Annotated in this window: 17 protein-coding genes and 1 pseudogene; 14 read left to right on the forward strand and 4 right to left on the reverse strand. The window is 57.9% G+C overall.

What is annotated here, in order from left to right; all coding sequences use genetic code 11:
* Positions 1-64: 64 nt before the first annotated feature.
* The 5 genes from OZ656_RS04945 to OZ656_RS04965 all read left to right on the forward strand — a co-directional run bounded on the left by OZ656_RS04945 (position 65) and on the right by OZ656_RS04965 (position 7632).
* Positions 65-1390 carry an AAA family ATPase gene (locus OZ656_RS04945; RefSeq protein WP_278350022.1) on the forward strand — a complete coding sequence of 442 codons (1326 nt, stop codon included), beginning with the start codon at positions 65-67 and terminating at the stop codon, positions 1388-1390.
* Between the two features lie 269 nt (positions 1391-1659).
* A complete protein-coding gene (locus OZ656_RS04950; protein ID WP_278350021.1) occupies positions 1660-3201 on the forward strand; it encodes a fatty acyl-CoA reductase in 1542 nt (513 codons plus the stop codon).
* Positions 3202-3499: 298 nt separating this feature from the next.
* Complete coding sequence (gene acs / locus OZ656_RS04955) at positions 3500-5449, forward strand: acetate--CoA ligase (protein WP_023007942.1); 1950 nt, start codon at positions 3500-3502, stop codon at positions 5447-5449.
* A 39-nt stretch (positions 5450-5488) separates the two neighbouring features.
* Positions 5489-6154 (forward strand): response regulator transcription factor, encoded by a 666-nt coding sequence (locus OZ656_RS04960; protein WP_011785685.1) that lies wholly within the window; start codon positions 5489-5491, stop codon positions 6152-6154.
* A gap of 401 nt (positions 6155-6555) precedes the next feature.
* The gene (locus OZ656_RS04965) at positions 6556-7632 is read left to right on the forward strand and encodes a fatty acid desaturase family protein (protein WP_379945026.1); all 1077 of its coding nucleotides are present in this window, start codon (positions 6556-6558) and stop codon (positions 7630-7632) included.
* On the opposite strand, the gene OZ656_RS04970 is transcribed toward OZ656_RS04965, so the two are convergent.
* Positions 7629-8609, reverse strand: a complete 981-nt coding sequence (locus OZ656_RS04970; protein ID WP_228224901.1) for a D-2-hydroxyacid dehydrogenase — start codon at positions 8607-8609, stop codon at positions 7629-7631. The genes OZ656_RS04965 and OZ656_RS04970 overlap by 4 nt on opposite strands.
* Before the next feature lie 200 nt (positions 8610-8809).
* Between OZ656_RS04970 and OZ656_RS04975 the strand changes: the two genes are divergently transcribed.
* The 3 genes from OZ656_RS04975 (at position 8810) to OZ656_RS04985 (ending at position 10892) form a co-directional block, all read left to right on the forward strand.
* Entirely contained in the window at positions 8810-10036 is a 1227-nt protein-coding gene (locus OZ656_RS04975) for a pyridoxal phosphate-dependent aminotransferase (RefSeq protein WP_011785682.1), read from the forward strand.
* Positions 10037-10044: 8 nt separating this feature from the next.
* Positions 10045-10236, forward strand: a complete 192-nt coding sequence (locus OZ656_RS04980; RefSeq protein ID WP_022990918.1) for a CPXCG motif-containing cysteine-rich protein — start codon at positions 10045-10047, stop codon at positions 10234-10236.
* A gap of 89 nt (positions 10237-10325) precedes the next feature.
* A complete protein-coding gene (locus OZ656_RS04985; protein WP_011785680.1) occupies positions 10326-10892 on the forward strand; it encodes a DUF1439 domain-containing protein in 567 nt (188 codons plus the stop codon).
* Positions 10893-10985: 93 nt separating this feature from the next.
* On the opposite strand, the gene OZ656_RS04990 is transcribed toward OZ656_RS04985, so the two are convergent.
* Together OZ656_RS04990 and OZ656_RS04995 are read right to left on the reverse strand one after the other, a co-directional pair.
* Positions 10986-12245, reverse strand: a complete 1260-nt coding sequence (locus OZ656_RS04990; protein ID WP_379945027.1) for an aspartate aminotransferase family protein — start codon at positions 12243-12245, stop codon at positions 10986-10988.
* A 43-nt stretch (positions 12246-12288) separates the two neighbouring features.
* Positions 12289-13443 (reverse strand): isocitrate/isopropylmalate dehydrogenase family protein, encoded by a 1155-nt coding sequence (locus tag OZ656_RS04995; RefSeq protein ID WP_011785678.1) that lies wholly within the window; start codon positions 13441-13443, stop codon positions 12289-12291.
* Between the two features lie 229 nt (positions 13444-13672).
* On the opposite strand from OZ656_RS04995, the gene OZ656_RS05000 reads away from it, so the two are divergent.
* Together OZ656_RS05000 and OZ656_RS05005 are read left to right on the forward strand one after the other, a co-directional pair.
* Positions 13673-13939, forward strand: coding sequence for an EAL domain-containing protein (locus tag OZ656_RS05000; protein ID WP_224851519.1), 267 nt, complete (start codon positions 13673-13675; stop codon positions 13937-13939).
* Between the two features lie 23 nt (positions 13940-13962).
* Positions 13963-14319 (forward strand): hypothetical protein, encoded by a 357-nt coding sequence (locus OZ656_RS05005; protein ID WP_011785676.1) that lies wholly within the window; start codon positions 13963-13965, stop codon positions 14317-14319.
* Here the strand turns inward: OZ656_RS05005 and OZ656_RS05010 are convergent.
* The gene (locus tag OZ656_RS05010; protein ID WP_113879897.1) at positions 14313-15215 is read right to left on the reverse strand and encodes a LysR family transcriptional regulator; all 903 of its coding nucleotides are present in this window, start codon (positions 15213-15215) and stop codon (positions 14313-14315) included. The two genes, OZ656_RS05005 and OZ656_RS05010, sit on opposite strands and share 7 nt — an antisense overlap.
* Positions 15216-15360: 145 nt before the next feature.
* Between OZ656_RS05010 and OZ656_RS05015 the strand changes: the two genes are divergently transcribed.
* From OZ656_RS05015 to OZ656_RS05030, 4 genes and pseudogenes are all read left to right on the forward strand, one after another.
* Entirely contained in the window at positions 15361-16572 is a 1212-nt protein-coding gene (locus OZ656_RS05015; RefSeq protein ID WP_272998951.1) for an acyl-CoA dehydrogenase family protein, read from the forward strand.
* 496 nt (positions 16573-17068) lie between these two features.
* Positions 17069-17890, forward strand: coding sequence for an SDR family oxidoreductase (locus OZ656_RS05020; RefSeq protein ID WP_288589772.1), 822 nt, complete (start codon positions 17069-17071; stop codon positions 17888-17890).
* A gap of 21 nt (positions 17891-17911) precedes the next feature.
* Positions 17912-18154 (forward strand): annotated as a pseudogene (locus tag OZ656_RS05025) (phosphotransferase family protein); the annotation flags it as partial.
* A gap of 250 nt (positions 18155-18404) precedes the next feature.
* Complete coding sequence (locus OZ656_RS05030) at positions 18405-19226, forward strand: SDR family oxidoreductase (RefSeq protein ID WP_232900711.1); 822 nt, start codon at positions 18405-18407, stop codon at positions 19224-19226.
* The last annotated feature ends 19 nt before the right edge of the window (positions 19227-19245 follow it).

Genomic DNA, 19245 nt, shown 5'->3' on the forward strand with positions numbered 1-19245 from the left:
GTACCCTTTTTACAGGTTAAAATGTCGCTTATAGTGACAAGTTTAAGCGTCCAGGCTGTTTTTCATGGAAGTCCCCAAGCAGACACAAAGCCAGAACCCAGCGCAAAAATCGCGCCAGACCCGAACCATCGCCATTACGGGCGGAAAGGGTGGTGTTGGCAAGACCACGGTGGCGCTGAACCTGGCCATTGCCCTGTCCGAGCAGGGCCAGAAGGTGCTTCTGCTGGATGGCGATACCGACCTTGCCAACGTCAGCATTATGGTAGGTGCCTACCCTCAGCGCACGCTTGCCGATGTGGTGGCGGGGCGATGCGTCATGCAGGATATTATCATGACCACTTACGGCGGGCTGGATCTGATCCCAGGTGCATCCGGTGTGCAGAGCTGTATGGAGATGTCGGAGCAGGGTGGTCTGGCTGTTCTCCGGGCACTGCATGAGCTTGAGAACCGCTACGACACCGTTATTATCGATACGGCGTCGGGTTTACAGTCGGTGGGCTTGCATATGATTGCTGCTGCCGAGCTGGCCTGTCTGGTTGTCACGCCTGATCCGGCCTCACTAACCGACGCTTTTTCTCTGATGAAGGTACTCAAACGCCGCGGCTACCGCCGGACTCCGGCAGTGATCGTTAATATGGCGCAGGGGGCCAGTCAGGCGCGCTCTGTGTTTCAGCGTTTTAATGGTGCCTGTCAGCGCCATCTGCAGTGGTCGCTGCATTATCTGGGCGGGCTCTGGCGTGATGAAACTCTGCGTCAGTCAGTGCTGGACCAGATGCCGGTGACGGTGCTGCCGGCTTCGGACCCCTCCTGTCGGCAGTTTCACTCCCTGGCCGAGATGCTGAACGTTCATGTTGGCCGACTGCCCCCAAGAAAGGCGGGGATCGCCGCTTATTGGTACCGGGCCGCCAAACGCGCCACTGAGGCGGACGCAGGTAATGGTCAGAACAGTGGGGCGGATAAAAGCAGCCGGCAGCATTGTCTGGATCTGATCGCACAATTAGAGAAGGCCATGATATCGGTACCCGATGATGTCATGCTCAGATATGAAGCATTTACCCGGCTGTTTGCACTGTTGGGGCGCAGTCCCGATGCCGACACGGTGGAGATCATTCAGACCAGTCTCGCCGCCATGAACTGGGATAAGCTGCCGACTCGCGATCGCGCCAGTCTTGCTCGTCATTTGCGGCATTTGTCAGATGAGTTGGCGCCACCGCCGAGTGACCAGCCCCCCTCTCAGGCGGTTCATCACAGCCTTGAGGGGCCTCTGTATGACCGGGTCAGTTTTGGTGAGCAGGAGCAACTGGTACGCGCCCTGCGGGAAAAACCGGCCAATGTCTCACTGGACGACCTGTTGCGGGCGCTGGCGGGCAAAGACCGAACAGGCTCCTGAGGCAGCCGTTTCCGGGGCGATCCATGTGCCTTTTTAATTGTCATTTTATTAGCGTTTTTTGTGTCGTAATTTTGCAGTCTGTCACCGTGCTGTCACGTTCGTTGTGTGAGAATTGACCGATATCGTGGCTCGTGGCCCGCAATATGCAGGCACTCTGACAGGCGGTTGCAACAGGGAATCAGTGACGACGGGGAAAGGGATGTGCCCCGCCCGCACAGTACTGGCCGGTGTCAGATCGGCATTAGTGATCTCAGAGAAGGAGTTCTATCATGGCAATACAGCAGGTACATCACGCTGACACTTCATCATCAAAGGTGCTCGGACAGCTCCGTGGCAAGCGGGTTCTGATCACCGGTACCACTGGCTTTCTGGGCAAGGTGGTCCTCGAAAAGCTGATTCGGGCGGTGCCTGATATCGGCGCAATTTACCTGCTGATCCGGGGCAATAAACGGCATCCGGATGCTCGTTCCCGTTTCCTGGAAGAAATTGCCACCTCCTCGGTGTTTGACCGTCTTCGCGAGGCCGATTCAGAGGGATTTGACGCCTTTCTGGAAGAGCGCATTCACTGCGTGACCGGTGAGGTGACCGAAGCGGGTTTCGGGATAGGGCAGGAAGACTATCGCAAACTCGCCACCGAACTGGATGCGGTGATCAACTCCGCCGCGAGCGTGAATTTCCGTGAAGAGCTCGACAAGGCTCTGGCCATCAACACCCTGTGCCTTCGGAATATTGCCGGCCTGGTGGATTTGAACCCGAAGCTTGCGGTCCTGCAGGTCTCCACCTGCTATGTCAATGGCATGAACTCGGGGCAGGTAACCGAATCGGTGATCAAGCCGGCAGGCGAGGCCGTGCCGCGTTCCCCGGACGGCTTCTATGAGATAGAAGAGCTCGTTCGCCTGCTTCAGGATAAGATTGAAGACGTTCAGGCCCGTTATTCCGGCAAAGTGCTGGAGAAGAAGCTGGTGGACCTGGGAATTCGGGAAGCCAACCGCTATGGCTGGAGCGATACCTACACCTTTACCAAGTGGCTGGGCGAACAGTTGCTGATGAAGGCGTTAAACGGGCGCACCCTGACCATTCTGCGTCCTTCGATTATCGAAAGTGCCCTGGAGGAGCCGGCGCCCGGCTGGATTGAGGGGGTGAAGGTGGCAGATGCCATCATCCTGGCTTACGCACGGGAAAAAGTGACCCTGTTCCCGGGCAAACGCTCCGGTATCATCGATGTGATTCCAGTGGACCTGGTGGCCAACTCCATCATCCTTTCCCTGGCGGAAGCTCTTGGAGAACCCGGTCGGCGACGCATCTATCAATGTTGCAGCGGGGGCGGCAATCCAATCTCCCTGGGTGAGTTCATCGACCATCTCATGGCGGAATCAAAAGCCAATTACGCTGCCTACGATCACCTGTTCTACCGGCAGCCCAGCAAGCCGTTTCTGGCGGTTAACCGGGCGCTGTTTGATTTGGTGATCAGTGGTGTTCGCTTACCGCTCTCCCTGACGGACCGTGCGCTCAAATTACTGGGAAATTCCCGGGACCTGAAAATGCTCAGGAACCTGGATACCACCCAGTCGCTGGCAACCATTTTTGGTTTCTACACCGCGCCGGATTATATCTTCCGCAACGATGAGCTGATGGCTCTGGCGAACCGGATGGGTGAGGTCGATAAAGGGCTGTTCCCGGTGGATGCCCGCCTCATTGACTGGGAACTCTACCTGCGCAAGATTCACCTGGCCGGGCTCAATCGCTATGCCCTGAAAGAACGAAAGGTGTACAGCCTGAAAACCGCGCGCCAGCGTAAAAAAGCAGCCTGAAAAACGTCGCCGGGGCAGGAAAGCGCTTCTGCCCCGGTTTCTTCCTTCTGTTTTGGTCATTTCCTGCGGGCAAACTATCCTTGCGAGTATTACCTGGTAGTGGCCCGTCCCTGCCCTTATCGCTGCATTTCTGAGCAGGTTGCCCCTAATTGCCGGGCATCTTAGGACGTTAGTCTAATTCATTGTGCGGTGGCACACATGTTGAACTACAGGCATCTGTCTTGCGGGCGAAAAACGCCCGACCACCCTGAATTTAAAAACCGACAATGACAACAGACTCAGATCAAGGGGGAGCACAATGACTGACAAACAGGTATATCCGGTAAGTCCGGAGGTCGCCGAGCGCGCACTGGTCAGCAAATCGCAATATGAGGAAATGTATCGCCAGTCCGTAGAGGACCCGAATACCTTCTGGGGCGAGCATGGCAAGCGTATTGACTGGATCAAGCCGTTCACCAAGGTCAAGAACAGTACCTACGATTACAATAACTTGTCCATCAAATGGTTCGAGGACGGTGTCCTGAACGCTTCGGCCAACTGCCTGGACCGTCACCTGGAACAGCGGGGCGATCAGACCGCGATCATCTTTGAGGGGGACGATCCCTCGGTATCCCGGAATGTCACCTACCGGGAGCTCTACGAAGAGACCTGCAAGTTTGCCAACGTGCTCAAGGATCAGGGCGTCAAGAAGGGTGATGTGGTTACCATCTACATGCCCATGATCGTTGAAACTGCCGTTGCCATGCTGGCCTGCGCTCGTATTGGTGCGATCCACTCTGTGGTGTTTGGTGGCTTCTCACCGGAAGCTCTGGCCGCACGGATTGTGAACGGCAAATCCCGTTTCGTGATTACCGCAGATGAAGGTCTGCGTGGTGGCCGTGCCATCCCGCTGAAGAAGAACGTGGATTCCGCCCTCAAGCATGAGGACGACGCCAAGGTCGACAAGGTGATCGTGGTGTCTCGCACCGGTAACGATCAGGTGCCCTGGACCGAAGGCCGCGACCTGCGTTACGAAGACCTGATGAAGAACGCCTCGGCCGAGTGTCAGCCAGAGCCAATGAATGCGGAAGACCCGCTGTTCATGCTGTACACCTCGGGCTCTACCGGCGCGCCAAAAGGCGTTCTGCACACCACCGGTGGCTACATGGTCTATGCCTCCATGACCCATCAGTACGTGTTTGACTATCACGATGGTGATGTTTACTGGTGTACCGCTGACTTTGGTTGGGTGACCGGCCACAGCTACATTCTCTATGGCCCGCTGGCAAACGGTGCCATCACTCTGCTGTTCGAGGGTGTGCCCAACTATCCGGACAGTTCCCGCATGGGGCAGGTGGTCGACAAGCACAAGGTCAACATCCTGTATACTGCACCGACCGCTATCCGCGCATTGATGGCGCAGGGTGAGTCCTGCATGGACGGCACCACCCGTAGCAGCCTGAAACTGCTGGGCTCTGTGGGTGAGCCAATCAACCCGGAAGCCTGGGAGTGGTATCACCGCGTAATCGGTAACAGCAAGTGCCCGATCGTAGATACCTGGTGGCAGACTGAAACCGGCGGCATCCTGATTTCTCCGCTGCCTGGTGCGGTGGATCTGAAGCCTGGTTCCGCGACGCTGCCGTTCTTCGGCGTTCAGCCGGCATTGGTTGATAACGAAGGCAACATCCTGGAAGGCAAGACCGAAGGCAACCTGGTGATTCTCGACAGCTGGCCGGGCCAGATGCGCACCATCTACGGTGATCACGAGCGTTTCGTTCAGACTTACTTCAGCACCTACAAGGGTATGTACTTCACCGGTGACGGTGCCCGCAGGGACGAGGACGGTTACTACTGGATTACCGGCCGGGTGGATGACGTTCTGAACGTCTCGGGCCATCGACTGGGCACTGCGGAAGTTGAGAGTGCGCTGGTTGCCCACGACAAGGTGGCTGAAGCTGCCGTGGTGGGTTACCCGCATGATATCAAGGGGCAGGGCATCTACGTGTACGTAACCCTGGTGCAGGGCGAGGAGCCCAGCGACGAGCTCAAGAAGGAGCTGGTACAGTGGGTGCGTAAGGAAATCGGCCCGATTGCCTCGCCGGATGTGATTCAGTGGGCACCTGGACTGCCCAAGACCCGGTCTGGCAAGATTATGCGCAGGATTTTGCGTAAAATTGCCGCTAACGAGCACGATCAGCTTGGAGATACATCCACTCTGGCTGATCCGGGCGTAGTGGATGAGCTGATCAGCAGTCGGGCGTTCAAGTAACGCCTCGCTGCTGGCACTAACCTGTGAGGAATCTGTTGAATGACACAAACAATTATCGTCGCTGATGATCACCCGCTGTTTCGGGCAGCACTGAAACAGGCGGTTAATCAGGCGGTGCCGGATGCCGAGACGGTGGAGGTCGACAGCATCAAGGCGCTGCAGGCGGCGGTAGAGTCGCACCCGGACGCGGACCTGATCCTGCTGGATCTGAACATGCCGGGTGCCCATGGCTTTTCGGGTCTGGTGTTCATGCGAGGCCAGTACCCGGGTTTGCCGGTGGTGGTTGTGTCCGGCTCAGAGGATTTGCAGGTGATGCGCCGTTCGATTGATTACGGTGCTTCCGGCTTCATTCCCAAATCGGCACCTTTGCCGACCATCACCGAGGCGATACAGGCGGTGCTGGAGGGGGATGTCTGGCTGCCGGAGGGAGTCGCCGACAAGATTGAGCGTATGCAGGCTGAGACCACGGATTTCTCTGAGCGTCTGGCGTCGCTGACACCGCAGCAGTTCCGGGTGTTGGGGATGCTGGCCGAAGGGCTCCTGAACAAGCAGATCGCTTACGATCTGGATGTTTCGGAGGCGACGATTAAAGCTCACATCACGGCGGTTTTCCGCAAGCTTGGGGTTCGTAACCGGACTCAGGCGGTGATCGCCATTCAGCAGATGGAGCTGGATCCTTCGGAACAGTCGCTTTCGGGGAGTTGAGGTTTTAGCTTTTCAGTTTGTTTCAAAACGGGAGCCTTTGGGCTCCCGTTTTTGTTTTCGGCTTGCTTGTGTTCTGTAGCTCTCGGGGCTGGTGCTGTGCCGCAGGTGGGGAGGCTTTCCCTGGGACCGCTACAAGCACTTCCCTGTGCGCTTCTCTTTGGCCATCCATGGCCAAAGACATCCCAGGGAAAGCCTCCCCACCTGCGTCATCATGCTTTGGTGATTGCTTATCGGGATACGCTTGTTACCCATTTTATGGGCGGGTTCCCTTTCTCGTTCTTTGGCCATTGTTTTATTGGGTTTTCTGTTGTATTTTTCGGCTAACAAGTGTGCGCTGAAAGTTTGGTGCATGGTGGGTGTGTTCAACAGCAAATGGTGACATGTAAAAGATGAACGCAGCAGTGAAACCCGAAACAAGTGTAAGTGCTGTCTTCGGAAAACCGGACGAACGGGAACTCCGGGATCGCATGAAAAAGGAACTTCCCGCTGACACGTTCAAGCCGCAGACCTGGCGGGTGATCTGGTTTCTGCCCCTGCAGGCCATTATCTGGGGTGGGCTGGCGGTTATCCTGATGGCGGGTTTACCGTGGTACGCCAATCTGGCGCTGGCGTTGCTGGTGGGGCACACCATTGGTTGCCAGGCGCTGCTGGCCCATGAGGTGCTGCATGGTGCTCTGGGCATGAGCCGGCGCTGGCAGAATGTGTTTGGCTGGCTGGGGTTTGGGCCGTTGTTGGTGCCGCCGGAGTTCTGGCGCAAGTGGCACAATGTGGTGCATCACGGTAACACCAATACCGGTGATACAGACCCGGACAGCTTCGGCACGCTTCGTCGTTACAAGACCAACCCGGGCCAGAAAAAGTTTCATAAGCTGGCTCCGGGTTCCGGTACCTGGTACAGCTATCTGTTCCTGACTTATTCGTTCACGTTCCACGCCCAGCTGGTGCTTTGGATTCAGGCGAAACGCCGCAAGCAGTTCAAGGGGTTTGATCGCCGGAAGGCCATCGCGCAGGTGTTTCTGTGCCTGGGGGGCTGGCTGGCGCTGGCTGCGGTTTCTGGCTCTCTCGCGCTGTTTACGGTGCTGATTCCGTTCATGGTGGCCAACGCGCTGGGGCAGGGCTATATCCTCACCAATCACTTCCTGCGCCCGCAGACAGCCACCAATAACCCGCTGGATAATTCCATGAGCCTGCGCAGCCATCCGGTGCTGGACCGACTGCATTTCCGCTTTAGCCACCACATCGAACACCACTTTTTTCCGAAAATGGCCCACAACATGGCGCCGAGGGTTCGCAAGTGGCTGGAGGAAAACGAGCCGGAGCGTTATATGGCCATGCCTCACGGCACGGCGCTCAGGATGCTGTACACCACCCCGAGGGTGTACAAATCCCCGACGGAGTTGGTGGACCCCAATGATGAGGGCCGGGTGTTTGATTTGCTGCCTTTACAATCAGAGTACTCAGCAGCCAATCTGAATTAACTCCCGGCGTAACCAAGCTCCTTGTTCACCAGGTTAAACAGCTCGCCCTGCTTGTGCCACCGATCAAAGTTCTCCAGGAACTGATCCGTGAGCGCCCGCTTCCAGCCGATAAAATCACCGGCCATATGGGCGGTCATGATCACGTTTTCCCGCTGCCAGAGCGGGTGGTCTGAGGGCAGTGGTTCCTCTTCGAAAACATCCAGTCCGGCGCCGGCAATCTCGCCATCGTCGAGTGCCTTGAGCAGAGCCTCGGTATTGACGATCGGGCCGCGGCCGATGTTGATCAGGCGTGCGGTCTTTTTCATGGCGGCAAAGGCTTTGGCATCAAACAGGCCTTCGGTTTGTGGCGTCAACGGCGCCGCAATCACCACGAAGTCTGCATGTGAGAGCTGCTCATAAAGCTCATCGTTGCCATGCACCGCCACGAAATCCGGGTCATCATGTCTCGGGGTACGGGCGATACCGTGGGCGTGCAGGCCGATGGCATTTACCAGCCGGCCAATCTGGCGGCCGATGGAGCCAGCGCCAACCACCAGTACCTGTTTGCCCTCGGCCCGTTCGGTATCTCTGTGTTTCCACTCCTGATTCATTTGCAGCCGGATGGAGCGGGGGAAATCCTTGGCGAACATCAGGATGGTGCAGAGTACGTATTCGGCGATGGTGCGGTCGAAAATGCCACGGGCGTTGGTGACCACCACATCGCTCTTGATCAGGGCGGGAAACATCAGCGCATCTACCCCCGCGCTGGTGGCGTGAATCCATTGCAGCTTGTCAGCACAGGGCCAGGCCGCTTCAAGGGCTTCGGTACGGAAGTCCGTGACCATCATGACATCGGTGCCGGGCAGGCTTTCACGCAGGGTGGGTTCGTCGCAGGCGAAGCGCACTTCAGCCCGGGCCTTGACCGCCTCTATACCCGGCGGTGCCGGCTCTCCCGGTGCTGTCAGAACGGTAACGACCGGTTTGCGTGAATCTGTCATGTAACCTCCGGTAATGGTGCACTCAATAACGACTGTCTTACTAGTCTGGTAGGCGGTTGTGGGCTGGTCAACCTGAGGCGGCCGGAACCGGTTTTTCAGGGGTTCGGTTATCCTTTAGTCCCGCTTGCTTGTACCCCCCCTCTTTCCTGACTAACCTGCAAAGGTACGCTTTTATTTACCCTGTCCCCCAGGAGGTGCTTATGGCGGAATCCGCGAACAAGGACACCGGCCAGACCAAGCCGCGTAAAGTGAAGTACCGGAAGACCAAGGCCAGTTGGAACCCTGCCATGCAGGCCATTCCTGTTTCGGGGATTCGTCGCCTGGTGAATATGGCATCTACCATGAAGGATGTGATTCACCTGTCGATCGGCCAGCCAGATCTGCCCACGCCCAAGCATGTTATCGACGCCTACATTGATGCGCTCAATGCCGGCCAGACCGGTTACACCATGGATGCCGGCCTGCCGGAGTTGCTGGTTGCACTGCGGGATTACTATGGCAAGCGCTACAACCGAAAGCTCACCCGTGACAACATCCTGGTAACGAGCGGCGCGACTGAAGCCATGTACCTGGCCATTTCGGCCACCTCGGCGCCCGGGCGGCAGTTCATCGTGACCGACCCATCGTTTCTGTTGTATGCACCTTTGATCCGGATGACCGGGGGTGAGGTGAAGTTTGTTCCCACGCGGGCCGAGAACAACCACCAGCTGGATCCGGACGATGTAATTCGGGCCATGGGCTCCCGCACCTTTGCGCTGATCCTGAACAACCCGAACAACCCCACCGGGGCGGTGTATCCCCGCAGTACCGTGGAGACCATTCTGGAAGAGTGCGCCTATCGTGGCATCCAGGTATACGCCGATGAAGTGTATGACCACCTGATTTTTGATGACGATGATTTTGCCAGTGTCCTCAATTGCTCCATGGACCTGGACAACATCATGTGCATCAGCAGTTTCTCCAAAACCTACAGTATGGCCGGCCTGCGCGTGGGCTGGGTCATTTCCAGCCAGGCGGCGATCAAATCCCTGCGCCGGTACCATATGTTCACCACCTCAGTGGCCAATACCCCATCCCAGTTTGCCGGCGTGGCGGCGCTGACGGCCGACCAGCAATGCGTTCAGGACATGGTGGATATCTACCGGGAGCGTCGGGACAAGGTTGTCGAGTTGATTGATCAAACCCCTTACCTGACCGGCTACAAGCCCGGTGGTGCCTTTTTCGCCTTCCCGGACTTGCCGCCCCACGTGGATGGTTCGGATCTGGCCTTGCGCATGCTCAAGGAAACCGGTGTCTGCGTGGTGCCGGGGGACGCCTTTGGTGAGCACTGCACCAACGCCTTGCGGTTCAGTTTCTCCACTACCTGCGAGCGTATGGAAGAGGCCTTCGACCGGATCATCCCCTGGATGGCCAAGCAACAGTTCTGAGGCCTGGCATGTCGGCTCTGGAATCCGTCCTGATTCAATGCCCCTACTGTTGGGAGACGCTGGATATCAGCGTCGACCCGACCGTGCCTGAGCAGGAATATGTCGAGGACTGCCAGGTGTGCTGCCAGCCCATTGTTCTGACTGTCCAGTTGGAAGAGGGGCGAGTCGTCAGCGTGGATGCCCGCCCCGAGAATGAGTAAGCGCATGACCAATCGTTAATGCCAGTCAGTTGCGGAGCAGGCCGCTCTGGCGCAGGATAAAAGCCGACCAATTTGCAGGGAATCCAATTATGTTGAATCACGCCAAAGCCTGGCTGCTGTCTCTGTTCGTTGTGCTGACGGCTAGCGGCTGCGCAAGCCTTTCGCCCTACGCCATCTCCGAGGGTGAGATTGAGGGTCACCTGAAGGATGTGGTGGCGGAGTTTGATCGAAAACAGCTGCAGAGTGGGTCGCCTCTCAGTCTCAGCCTGGATGACGCTGATATTACCCTTGGGCCTGATGGTCGGGACGTAGCGGTGATCGACCTGCGTGGACAGGTAGCCCTGAATGCGTTGATGGCCAAGTTACCCGTGGACCTCGCTTTGAAAGTGGAGGGTGCGCCGGTATACGACAGCCAGGAGAAAGCAGTGTATATCCGCCGCTTGCAGTTACTGGAGAGCTCGATTGACTCGCCCTTTTTCAAAGGGGATCTGGCACCCATCACCGACAATGTCATGCGGGCGGTGGCTCAGATGCTGGAAACCATGCCGGTGTATCGTCTGGATGAAACCGATTTCGCCCAGCGCATGTTCGGGATGGTACCGATGGATGTGCGGGTAGCCCCGGGACGACTGGAGTTTGTGATGGCGGATCAGTAAGGCAGGATCCTGCCTTGCGGTGAGTGGAAGCAAAAAAGGCCGGGTGGATGACGTTCCTCCCGGCCTTTCTGCTTGCTGGTACCGGCCGATGGCTCAGGCCGTGGCTTTCAGCGCCTCTTCGAAGATGCCGGTGGCTTCGTCAATCTGGTGCTGGTTGACGATCAGCGGCGGCAGCCAGCGTACTATCTCCTGGTATGGGCCACACCGCAGCATCAGCAGCCCCCGCTTTTCACATTCTTTCAGGATCTTGCCGGCGCGTTCTCCGTCCGGGCAGTCTCCGCGGCGCATCTCCACGCCAACCATCAGGCCTTTGCCCCGGACATCTGCCATTTCCGGGTAGTCCTTTTTCAAACTGTCCAGGTTGTCCCACAGGCGTTTGCCCATCGCATCGGCGTTCTGCACCAGGCCCTCTTCCTGAATCACGTCGATGGTTGCTATGGCGGCAGCCGCCGCTACAGCGTTGCCGCCATAGGTGCCGCCCTGAGAACCCGGCCAGCCCTTGGCCATGGTTTCTTCTGAAGCCGCCAGAGCAGAAATGGGGAAGCCGCTGGCCAGGCCTTTGGCGATCATGATGGCGTCGGGTGTTACCCCGAAGTGTTCGTGGGCCCAGAACTTGCCGCTGCGGCCGAACCCGGCCTGTACTTCGTCAAACACCAGCATGATGCCGTGCTTGTCGCAGCGCTCCCGCAACCCCTGCATAAAACGAGCGTTGGCCGGCACATAGCCTCCCTCTCCCTGAACCGGCTCAATAAGCATGGCCGCGGTTTCCTTGGGGGCGGAATAGGTCACGAAGATGCGATCCAACTCTCTCAGGCAGAAGTCCGTGGCCTCATCCAGGCTCCAGCCGTAATGGAAGGCGTGAGGGAATGGCGCGACGACCACGCCCCCCATCATCGGGCTGACGCCGGCTCGCAGGCCCACGCTGGAGGTGGTCATGGACAGTGAGCCCATGGTGCGACCATGAAAGCCGCCATGGAATACGATCACATTGGGGCGGCCGGTGGCCTGGCGCACCAGGCGGATGGCACCTTCGGCAACTTCGGTGCCAGCATTGGAAAAGAAGAAGGCATTCAGCGGGTCAGGGGTCACGGCGCCGAGTTTTTCTGCCAGTTCAGGTAGTCTCGGGTTCATGACTGTGGTGGCCTGGGCATGGATCATGGTGGCTACCTGTTTCTGGGCGGCTTCCACCACTTTCGGGTGACAGTGCCCGGTACTGGTGACACCAATGCCGGATGTAAAGTCCAGGTAACGGCGACCTTCAGGGTCAATGATATAGGCACCTTCGCCTTTGGCCGCGGTGATGCCGGTAGCCTGCTTGAGCAGGGGGGACAGCTTGCCTTTGTGGTCGGTCATGGACACCTCCCGAAGTGAATGGAATACCTCTTTTGCAGCCTAGTCAGGCCCCAAGGCGTTTACAAATAGCATCCCCGATTTCCCGGGTGCTGCGTTGTTCAGAGCCTTTCTCTGCGAGATCCGCGGCCACCGCATCAAACAGTTCCTGCCCGGCCTGGGCCAGCAACGGGTCTTTTCGGCCTAGCCAGTCCAGCATGCGGGCGGTGGTAAACAGCATGGCGGTCGGATCAGCGATGCCCTGGCCGGCGATATCCGGCGCGCTACCGTGGGTGGGTTCAAACATGGAGGGCATGTCCGGGTCGGTCGGGTTGAGGTTGCAGGACGGAGCTACCCCCATGCCCCCCGAGATCACGGCGGCCAGATCGGTCAGAATATCGCCCTGGAGGTTGCTGGCTACGACTACGTCAAAGGCCCAGGGGCTGGAGACAAATTTCATGCAGGCGGCATCCACCAGTTCGTGATGGGTGGCTACATCCGGGAATTCCCGGCTGATTTCCTCAAACACTTCGGTATACATGTCACCCCAGTAGCGCAGGGCATTGCGCTTGGTGATCAGGCATACCTGGCTTTCGCAGGTCTTGCCATCCAGTGTCCGGAAACTGCGGGTGCGGCCTTGCTGAATACGTTCGCCGGCCCGTTTACGAGCCTGTTCAAAGCCGTACCGGATAATGCGCTCAGTGGCCCGGCGGGTGAACACCTCCATCTGGGTGGCCACTTCGTCGGGCGATCCCGGGCGCAGCCGGCCACCCTGACTGACGTACTCACCCTCGCTGTTCTCGCGAATCACCAGCATATCGATGTCCTTGGCACGGTCATCTTTCAGGTACTGGCGTGCGCCGGGGAGCAGTCGTGCCGGGCGTTCACACACCCACTGGTCAAAGCCTTTTCGCATGTCCAGCAGGGGCGCGAGCGAAATGCTGTCCGGTAACAGATAGCGCTCCGGGTCGTGCATGGGGCCCGGATCTCCCAGCGCGCCCAGCAGTATGGCGTCGTAGGCCTTGAGCTGCTCAAGGGCATCTGTGGGCCAGGATTCGCCGTGTTCTTCGTGCCAGGCGTGAGAGGGCCATGGAAAACGGGTCCATTCCAGTGGCAGGCTGTGCCTGGATCGCAGTGTCTCCAGGCAGCGCACGGCTTCCGCGACCACTTCCGGGCCGATACCATCTCCGGGTGTTACTGCAATACGGGTGGTCTGGGCCATCCATGAACCTCCTTGCAAGAGCGACTTGACTGATTAAATACACCAAAACCAGTGTAGACCCGCAGCCGGCAGATGCCACCCGACTATGGGTGGTATAACGAGTTTTCGTTTTACCCGATTGCGGATGGTGTCTATAGTTGAATGTGATTGATTCTTTTACAGTTCCACCCGAATTCATTTCGAGCGAGCCGCTCTGGAGCTTCTGTGGATAGACCCTCTGTTCTTTTTGATGAGTCCCATTGCGACGAGTGCGCCTGTGGTGCTGAAACTGGATATGGGGCTGGTTCGCAACATTCATGCGGAACCCAACAAGCAGGCAGTGGTCTCAGGTATCATCACCATGATGCGCCAGCTTGGCGGCCGAATTGTGGCGGAGGGCGTGGAAACGCCGGAAGAATACTTCTGGTTTCGTTCTCAAGGGATTGCCCTTTACCAGGGCTACCTGTTCGCCAAACCGGGATTCGAATGTCTGCCGGAGCCGGTGTTTCCCGACTGATTGACTCTTAACAGGATGTTTCTGTGCTCTATCGCCTGATTACCCTGATTGGCGGCCTGGTCTTTGTGGCTGCCCTGTTTGCCCTGGTCTGGTTCTTCTGCAAGAAGTTTCTGCAACATCATGGCGTGACCGACCAGACCTCGGACCGCGCGACTGTACTGGCTACCTGGACCTTTGCCGGAATCGCCATCGGCCTGGTGTTTGCCGTGGTGGGCGCGTTCGTGCTTGGCCCATGGGCGTTCTATCGCACCCTGCGCGGTCATGGTGTCGACATTGCCGATGGTGCGGCTATCTGGTGGGGCTTCGGTATCGTGGCGGTATCTCTGGCGATTACCGCGGCTGGCTTCTTCGGCTTTCTGATGCTGGTCGGAGCCTATTGAGCCTTTTGCAGGTTGCGCAGCAAGTCCCGAAACCACACCAGCGCCGGTTCCTGTTCATAGGCCTTGTGCCAATATAGATGCACATCAATCGACGGCATCTCCACCGGCGGCGCCAGCACTTCGATGTCGGTGTTCTGGGCAATGATCCGGGCGTAGGTTTCCGGCATCGTCAGTAACAGGTCTGAGCTCTCCACCACCCGGCAGGCCGCGTAGTAATGCTGGCAGCGTAGGCGAATAGTGCGCTGGGCGCCGTGGCGGGAGAGCTCGAAATCCTCAATACCCGGGCCCTCGGCCCGTGACGACACCAGAATGTGCCGGGCCTCCAGATAGCTGGCCATATCCAGCCCTCGCGCGATGACCGGGTGACCCTTTCGCGCCAACACCACCAGTCGGTCCTGCCTCAGCAGTTCATGGCTGGTCTGGTTGCTCACCGGCAGTAATACGTCAATGGCAAAGTCCAGCTTTCCTGCGGCCAGTTGCGTTTCCATGTCTCGTCTTGCCACCCGTTGACTCTGCACCTCCATGTCCGGATAGGGCGCGAGTTTTGAAATCAGTTGAGGCAGGAAGGTGGATTCCAGAACATCCCGAAGGCCGAGGGCGTAGGTTTTACGCTGGCTGGCGGGGTCGAAGGCGTGAAACTGATTCACTGCACTCTGGATCTGGTTCAACCCCGGGCGCATGGATTCCAGAAACCGTCGGGCCAGGGGGGTGGGCACCATCTGGTTACCCTGGCGGGTAAACAGCGGATCATTGAAATGATCCCGAAGCCGAGCCAGGGAATGACTGATGGCAGGCTGGGTCAGATGCAGAGCTTTTGCGGCCCGCGTCAGGCTTCCTTCCCGATAGATAGTGTCGAAAACATGCAGCAGGTTCAGGTCCGGTCTATTCAGCGCCATGATGAGGTTCCGTTGTTCTGAATAAGCATGGTTAATGATAAACGATAAGAACAATTCAGTCGCGTAATAATGCGTTGGCTCCTAGACTGATTCCCATCTGATCGACATTGCCCCCGACAGGGCGGCCAGCGCGAGGAGCTGAACCATGGATTTCAACATTTCCGAGAAAGGCCAGGATTACCTGAAGCGCGTGAAACAGTTCATGCGCGACGAGATTTTTCCCATCGAGGAGCAGTATCACAAGGAGCTTGCTTCTCAGGAAAACCGCTGGGTGGTGCTGCCGATCATCAAAGAACTGAAAGAAAAAGCCAAGGCCCAGGGCCTGTGGAACATGTTCTTTCCTGACGACAAGTACGGCTGTGGCCTGCTCAACTCCGACTACGCCCTGATTGCCGAAGAAACCGGTCGCAGCTTCATCGCCCCGGAAATCTTCAACTGCAACGCGCCGGATACCGGCAACATGGAAGTACTGATCCACTACGGCTCCGAAGAACAGAAAGCCGAATGGCTGCCGAAACTGCTGAGTGGCGAAATCCGCTCCGCCTTCTGCATGACCGAACCTGCGGTTGCCTCTTCCGATGCCACCAACATGGAAGCCACCGCCACCGTAGAAGGTGACGAAGTGGTGCTCAACGGCCGCAAATGGTGGAGCACTGGTATCGGCCACCCGGACTGCAAAGTGGGCATCTTCATGGGTGTAACCGACCCGGACGCGCAGAAGCACCGCCGACATTCCATGGTGCTGGTGCCGCTGGATGCCCCGGGCATCACCATCGAGCGCATGCTCCCGGTCTTTGGCGCCTACGACGAGCCCTACGGCCACGGCCAGGTGTTGTTCGACAACGTACGTTTGCCCAAAAGCGCCATCATCGCCGGCCCGGGCCGCGGCTTCGAAATCGCCCAGGGCCGTTTGGGGCCCGGCCGCGTGCACCACTGCATGCGTGCCATCGGAGCTGCCGAGCGCGCTCTTGAGATCATGATCAAGCGCGCCATGACCCGCGAAGCTTTCGGTCGGCCAATCGCCAAGCTGGGTGGCAATCCGGACATCATCGCCAATGCCCGGATGAACATCGAACAGGCACGGTTGCTGACCCTGAAATGTGCCTGGGCCCTGGATACCAAGGGCATTATGGGCGCGTTGCAGGAAGTGTCCATGATCAAGGCGGTGGTGCCGAAGATGCTTCAGCAGATTGTGGATGACGCGATTCAGATTCACGGCGGGGCCGGTGTCAGCGACGATGATTTCCCGCTGACGGCATTGTTCGGTTACGCTCGGGTTCTGCGGTTGGCCGACGGTCCCGACGAAGTGCATCGGGCCATGGTGGCGCGGCTGGAGCTCCGGAAGTACAAGTTCTGACTTTAGTTCGGGCTTTGGAGCCTGTGTTCTCCGGACCTCTTGGTTGGGAGCCGGGTGTTCGTCTTGGCCGCCAGTATTGGTGGTGGGAGCGGGTGGGTTGGGGGTTCTGAAAACCGCTCCTTACGGCACATCCCTGTGGCGCTTCTGCTCCGCCATCCATGGCTCCGCACATTTTCAGAACCCCCAACCCACCCGCTCCTTCAGACTGCTGAGAGGGGTGGCCAGAAGAAAACACTCTATGCCGTGAGGCATTAAGGATGTGCCAGCTAGATTTAGTTTTTTTGAACAGCTGACTAGAGAGTATGGGAGCTGATGCCGGGTAAGGCCTTCCAAAACTGTGCGGAGCCATGGATGGCGGAGCTCAAGCGTCACATGGACGTGCCGAAGGAGCGTGTTTTGGAAGGCCTTACCCGGTAGCAGCTCTTACTCCAAAGCAAAAAGAACGCGAACTCCAAAATACAAAACGAACTCAAACGTAAAAACGGTGAGCACGAACATGACACAGAGAGTATTCATAACCGGCGGGGCCAGTGGCCTGGGCCGGGCGATTGCATTGCGGTATGCCAAAGAGGGCGCGAAAGTCTGCATCGGGGACATCAACCCGGAACAGGGTGTAGCCGTTGAGGCAGAACTGAACAACGCCGGTGGCGAAGGCTACTTTGTTGAATGTGATGTACGCCGCCTGAGCGACTTCGAGAAAGTCCGTGATGACCTGGTGCAGAAATGGGGTGGTGTGGACGTGGTCGTCAACAACGCCGGCGTCCTCTCCGCAGGCTCCATCGAAGACACCACCATGGCAGACTGGGAATGGATCCTCGACATCAACGTACTGGGCGTAGTGCGTGGCTGCAAAGCCTTCACCCCGCTGTTCAAGGAACAAGGCTCCGGCGCGTTTGTGAACGTAGCCTCCATGGCCGGCCTCATGCTTGCTCCCTTGATGGACAGCTACAATGTGTCTAAAGCCGGCGTGATTGCCCTTTCGGAAACCCTCAGCCAGGAGCTTCGGGGTGCCGGTATTCATGTCAGCTGCGTGTGCCCGGCGGTTTTTCAGACCAATCTGACCAGCACCATGCGTTCGGACATTCCCGGTATCCAGCAGAACGTGAGCAAGCTGATGAAGCGCTCCAGCATTACCGCCGAAGACGTGGCCGAGGATATTTTCCGCAGTGTGAAAGACAAGGATTTCTGGGTGCTGCCCCACGCCAAGGAGCGCCGTATGTGGGTGCTCAAGCGCCATGCGCCCTGGGCGTTTGACTGGCTGATGCACCAGGAAACCAAACGCTGGATGAGCAAGATGGGTGGCAAGGCGAACGCCTGAACACATCACAGGAGAAATTGAATGACACAGATCGACCAGGCCGTAGACATCCGCGAAGGCGAGGAGCTGGATGTTGGTGCTGTTGACCGGTTCATGAAGCAGGCCATTCCGGGCCTGGAAGGCCAGCCGAGCATCAAGCAGTACCCGGGCGGTGCGTCCAACCTGACCTATCAGGTGGATTACGGCGACCAGTCCTACGTGCTGCGCCGGCCGCCGTTCGGCAAGATTGCCAAGTCTGCCCACGACATGCTGCGGGAATGCCGTGAGGCATTAAGGATGTGCCAGCTAGATTTGGTTTTTTGAACAGCTGACTAGAGAGTATGGGAGCTGATGCCGGGTAAGGCCTTCCAAAACTGTGCGGAGCCATGGATGGCGGAGCTCAAGCGTCACATGGACGTGCCGAAGGAGCGTGTTTTGGAAGGCCTTACCCGGTAGCAGCTCTTACTCCAAAGCAAAAAGAACACGAACTCCAAAACATAAAACGAACTCAAACGTAAAAACGGTGAGCACGAACATGACACAGAGGGTATTCATAACCGGCGGGGCCAGTGGCCTGGGCCGGGCGATTGCATTGCGGTACGCCAAAGAGGGCGCGAAAGTCTGCATCGGGGACATCAACCCGGAACAGGGTGTAGCCGTTGAGGCAGAACTGAACAACGCCGGTGGCGAAGGCTACTTTGTTGAATGTGATGTACGCCGCCTGAGCGACTTCGAGAAAGTCCGCGATGACCTGGTACAGAAATGGGGCGGTGTGGACGTGGTCGTCAACAACGCCGGCGTTGCCTCCGCAGGCTCCATCGAAGACACCACCATGGCAGACTGGGAATGGATCCTCGACATCAACGTACTGGGCGTTGTCCGTGGCTGCAAAGCCTTCACCCCGCTGTTCAAGGAACAAGGCTCCGGCGCGTTTGTGAACGTAGCCTCCATGGCCGGGCTCATGCTTGCCCCCTTGATGGACAGCTACAATGTCTCCAAGGCCGGAGTCATTGCTCTGTCTGAAACTCTCAGCCAGGAGCTGCGGGATGCCGGTATTCATGTCAGCTGCGTGTGCCCGGCGTTTTTCCAGACCAATCTGACCAGCACCATGCGTTCGGACATTCCCGGTATCCAGCAGAACGTGAACAAGCTGATGAAGCGCTCCAGCATTACCGCCGAAGACGTGGCCGAGGATATTTTCCGTAGTGTGAAAGACAAGGATTTCTGGGTGCTGCCCCACGCCAAGGAGCGCCGTATGTGGGTGCTCAAGCGCCATGCGCCCTGGGCGTTTGACTGGCTGATGCACCAGGAAACCAAGCGCTGGATGAGCAAGATGGGTGGCAAGGCGAACGCCTGAACACATCACAGGAGAGAAT

The organism is Marinobacter sp. LM1 (assembly GCF_042763285.1).
Lineage (GTDB): Bacteria > Pseudomonadota > Gammaproteobacteria > Pseudomonadales > Oleiphilaceae > Marinobacter > Marinobacter nauticus.

Coding starts and splice junctions, on each gene's coding strand:
- OZ656_RS04985 (WP_011785680.1), top strand. CDS start 10,326: ATGTTGAATCACGCCAAAGCCTGGCTGCTGTCTCTGTTCGTTGTGCTG.
- OZ656_RS05015 (WP_272998951.1), top strand. CDS start 15,361: ATGGATTTCAACATTTCCGAGAAAGGCCAGGATTACCTGAAGCGCGTG.
- OZ656_RS05000 (WP_224851519.1), top strand. CDS start 13,673: ATGAGTCCCATTGCGACGAGTGCGCCTGTGGTGCTGAAACTGGATATG.
- OZ656_RS04980 (WP_022990918.1), top strand. CDS start 10,045: ATGTCGGCTCTGGAATCCGTCCTGATTCAATGCCCCTACTGTTGGGAG.
- OZ656_RS04945 (WP_278350022.1), top strand. CDS start 65: ATGGAAGTCCCCAAGCAGACACAAAGCCAGAACCCAGCGCAAAAATCG.
- OZ656_RS05030 (WP_232900711.1), top strand. CDS start 18,405: ATGACACAGAGGGTATTCATAACCGGCGGGGCCAGTGGCCTGGGCCGG.
- OZ656_RS05010 (WP_113879897.1), bottom strand. CDS start 15,215: ATGGCGCTGAATAGACCGGACCTGAACCTGCTGCATGTTTTCGACACT.
- OZ656_RS04950 (WP_278350021.1), top strand. CDS start 1,660: ATGGCAATACAGCAGGTACATCACGCTGACACTTCATCATCAAAGGTG.
- OZ656_RS04975 (WP_011785682.1), top strand. CDS start 8,810: ATGGCGGAATCCGCGAACAAGGACACCGGCCAGACCAAGCCGCGTAAA.
- OZ656_RS04970 (WP_228224901.1), bottom strand. CDS start 8,609: ATGACAGATTCACGCAAACCGGTCGTTACCGTTCTGACAGCACCGGGA.
- OZ656_RS04990 (WP_379945027.1), bottom strand. CDS start 12,245: ATGACCGACCACAAAGGCAAGCTGTCCCCCCTGCTCAAGCAGGCTACC.
- OZ656_RS04960 (WP_011785685.1), top strand. CDS start 5,489: ATGACACAAACAATTATCGTCGCTGATGATCACCCGCTGTTTCGGGCA.
- OZ656_RS05020 (WP_288589772.1), top strand. CDS start 17,069: ATGACACAGAGAGTATTCATAACCGGCGGGGCCAGTGGCCTGGGCCGG.
- OZ656_RS04995 (WP_011785678.1), bottom strand. CDS start 13,443: ATGGCCCAGACCACCCGTATTGCAGTAACACCCGGAGATGGTATCGGC.
- acs (WP_023007942.1), top strand. CDS start 3,500: ATGACTGACAAACAGGTATATCCGGTAAGTCCGGAGGTCGCCGAGCGC.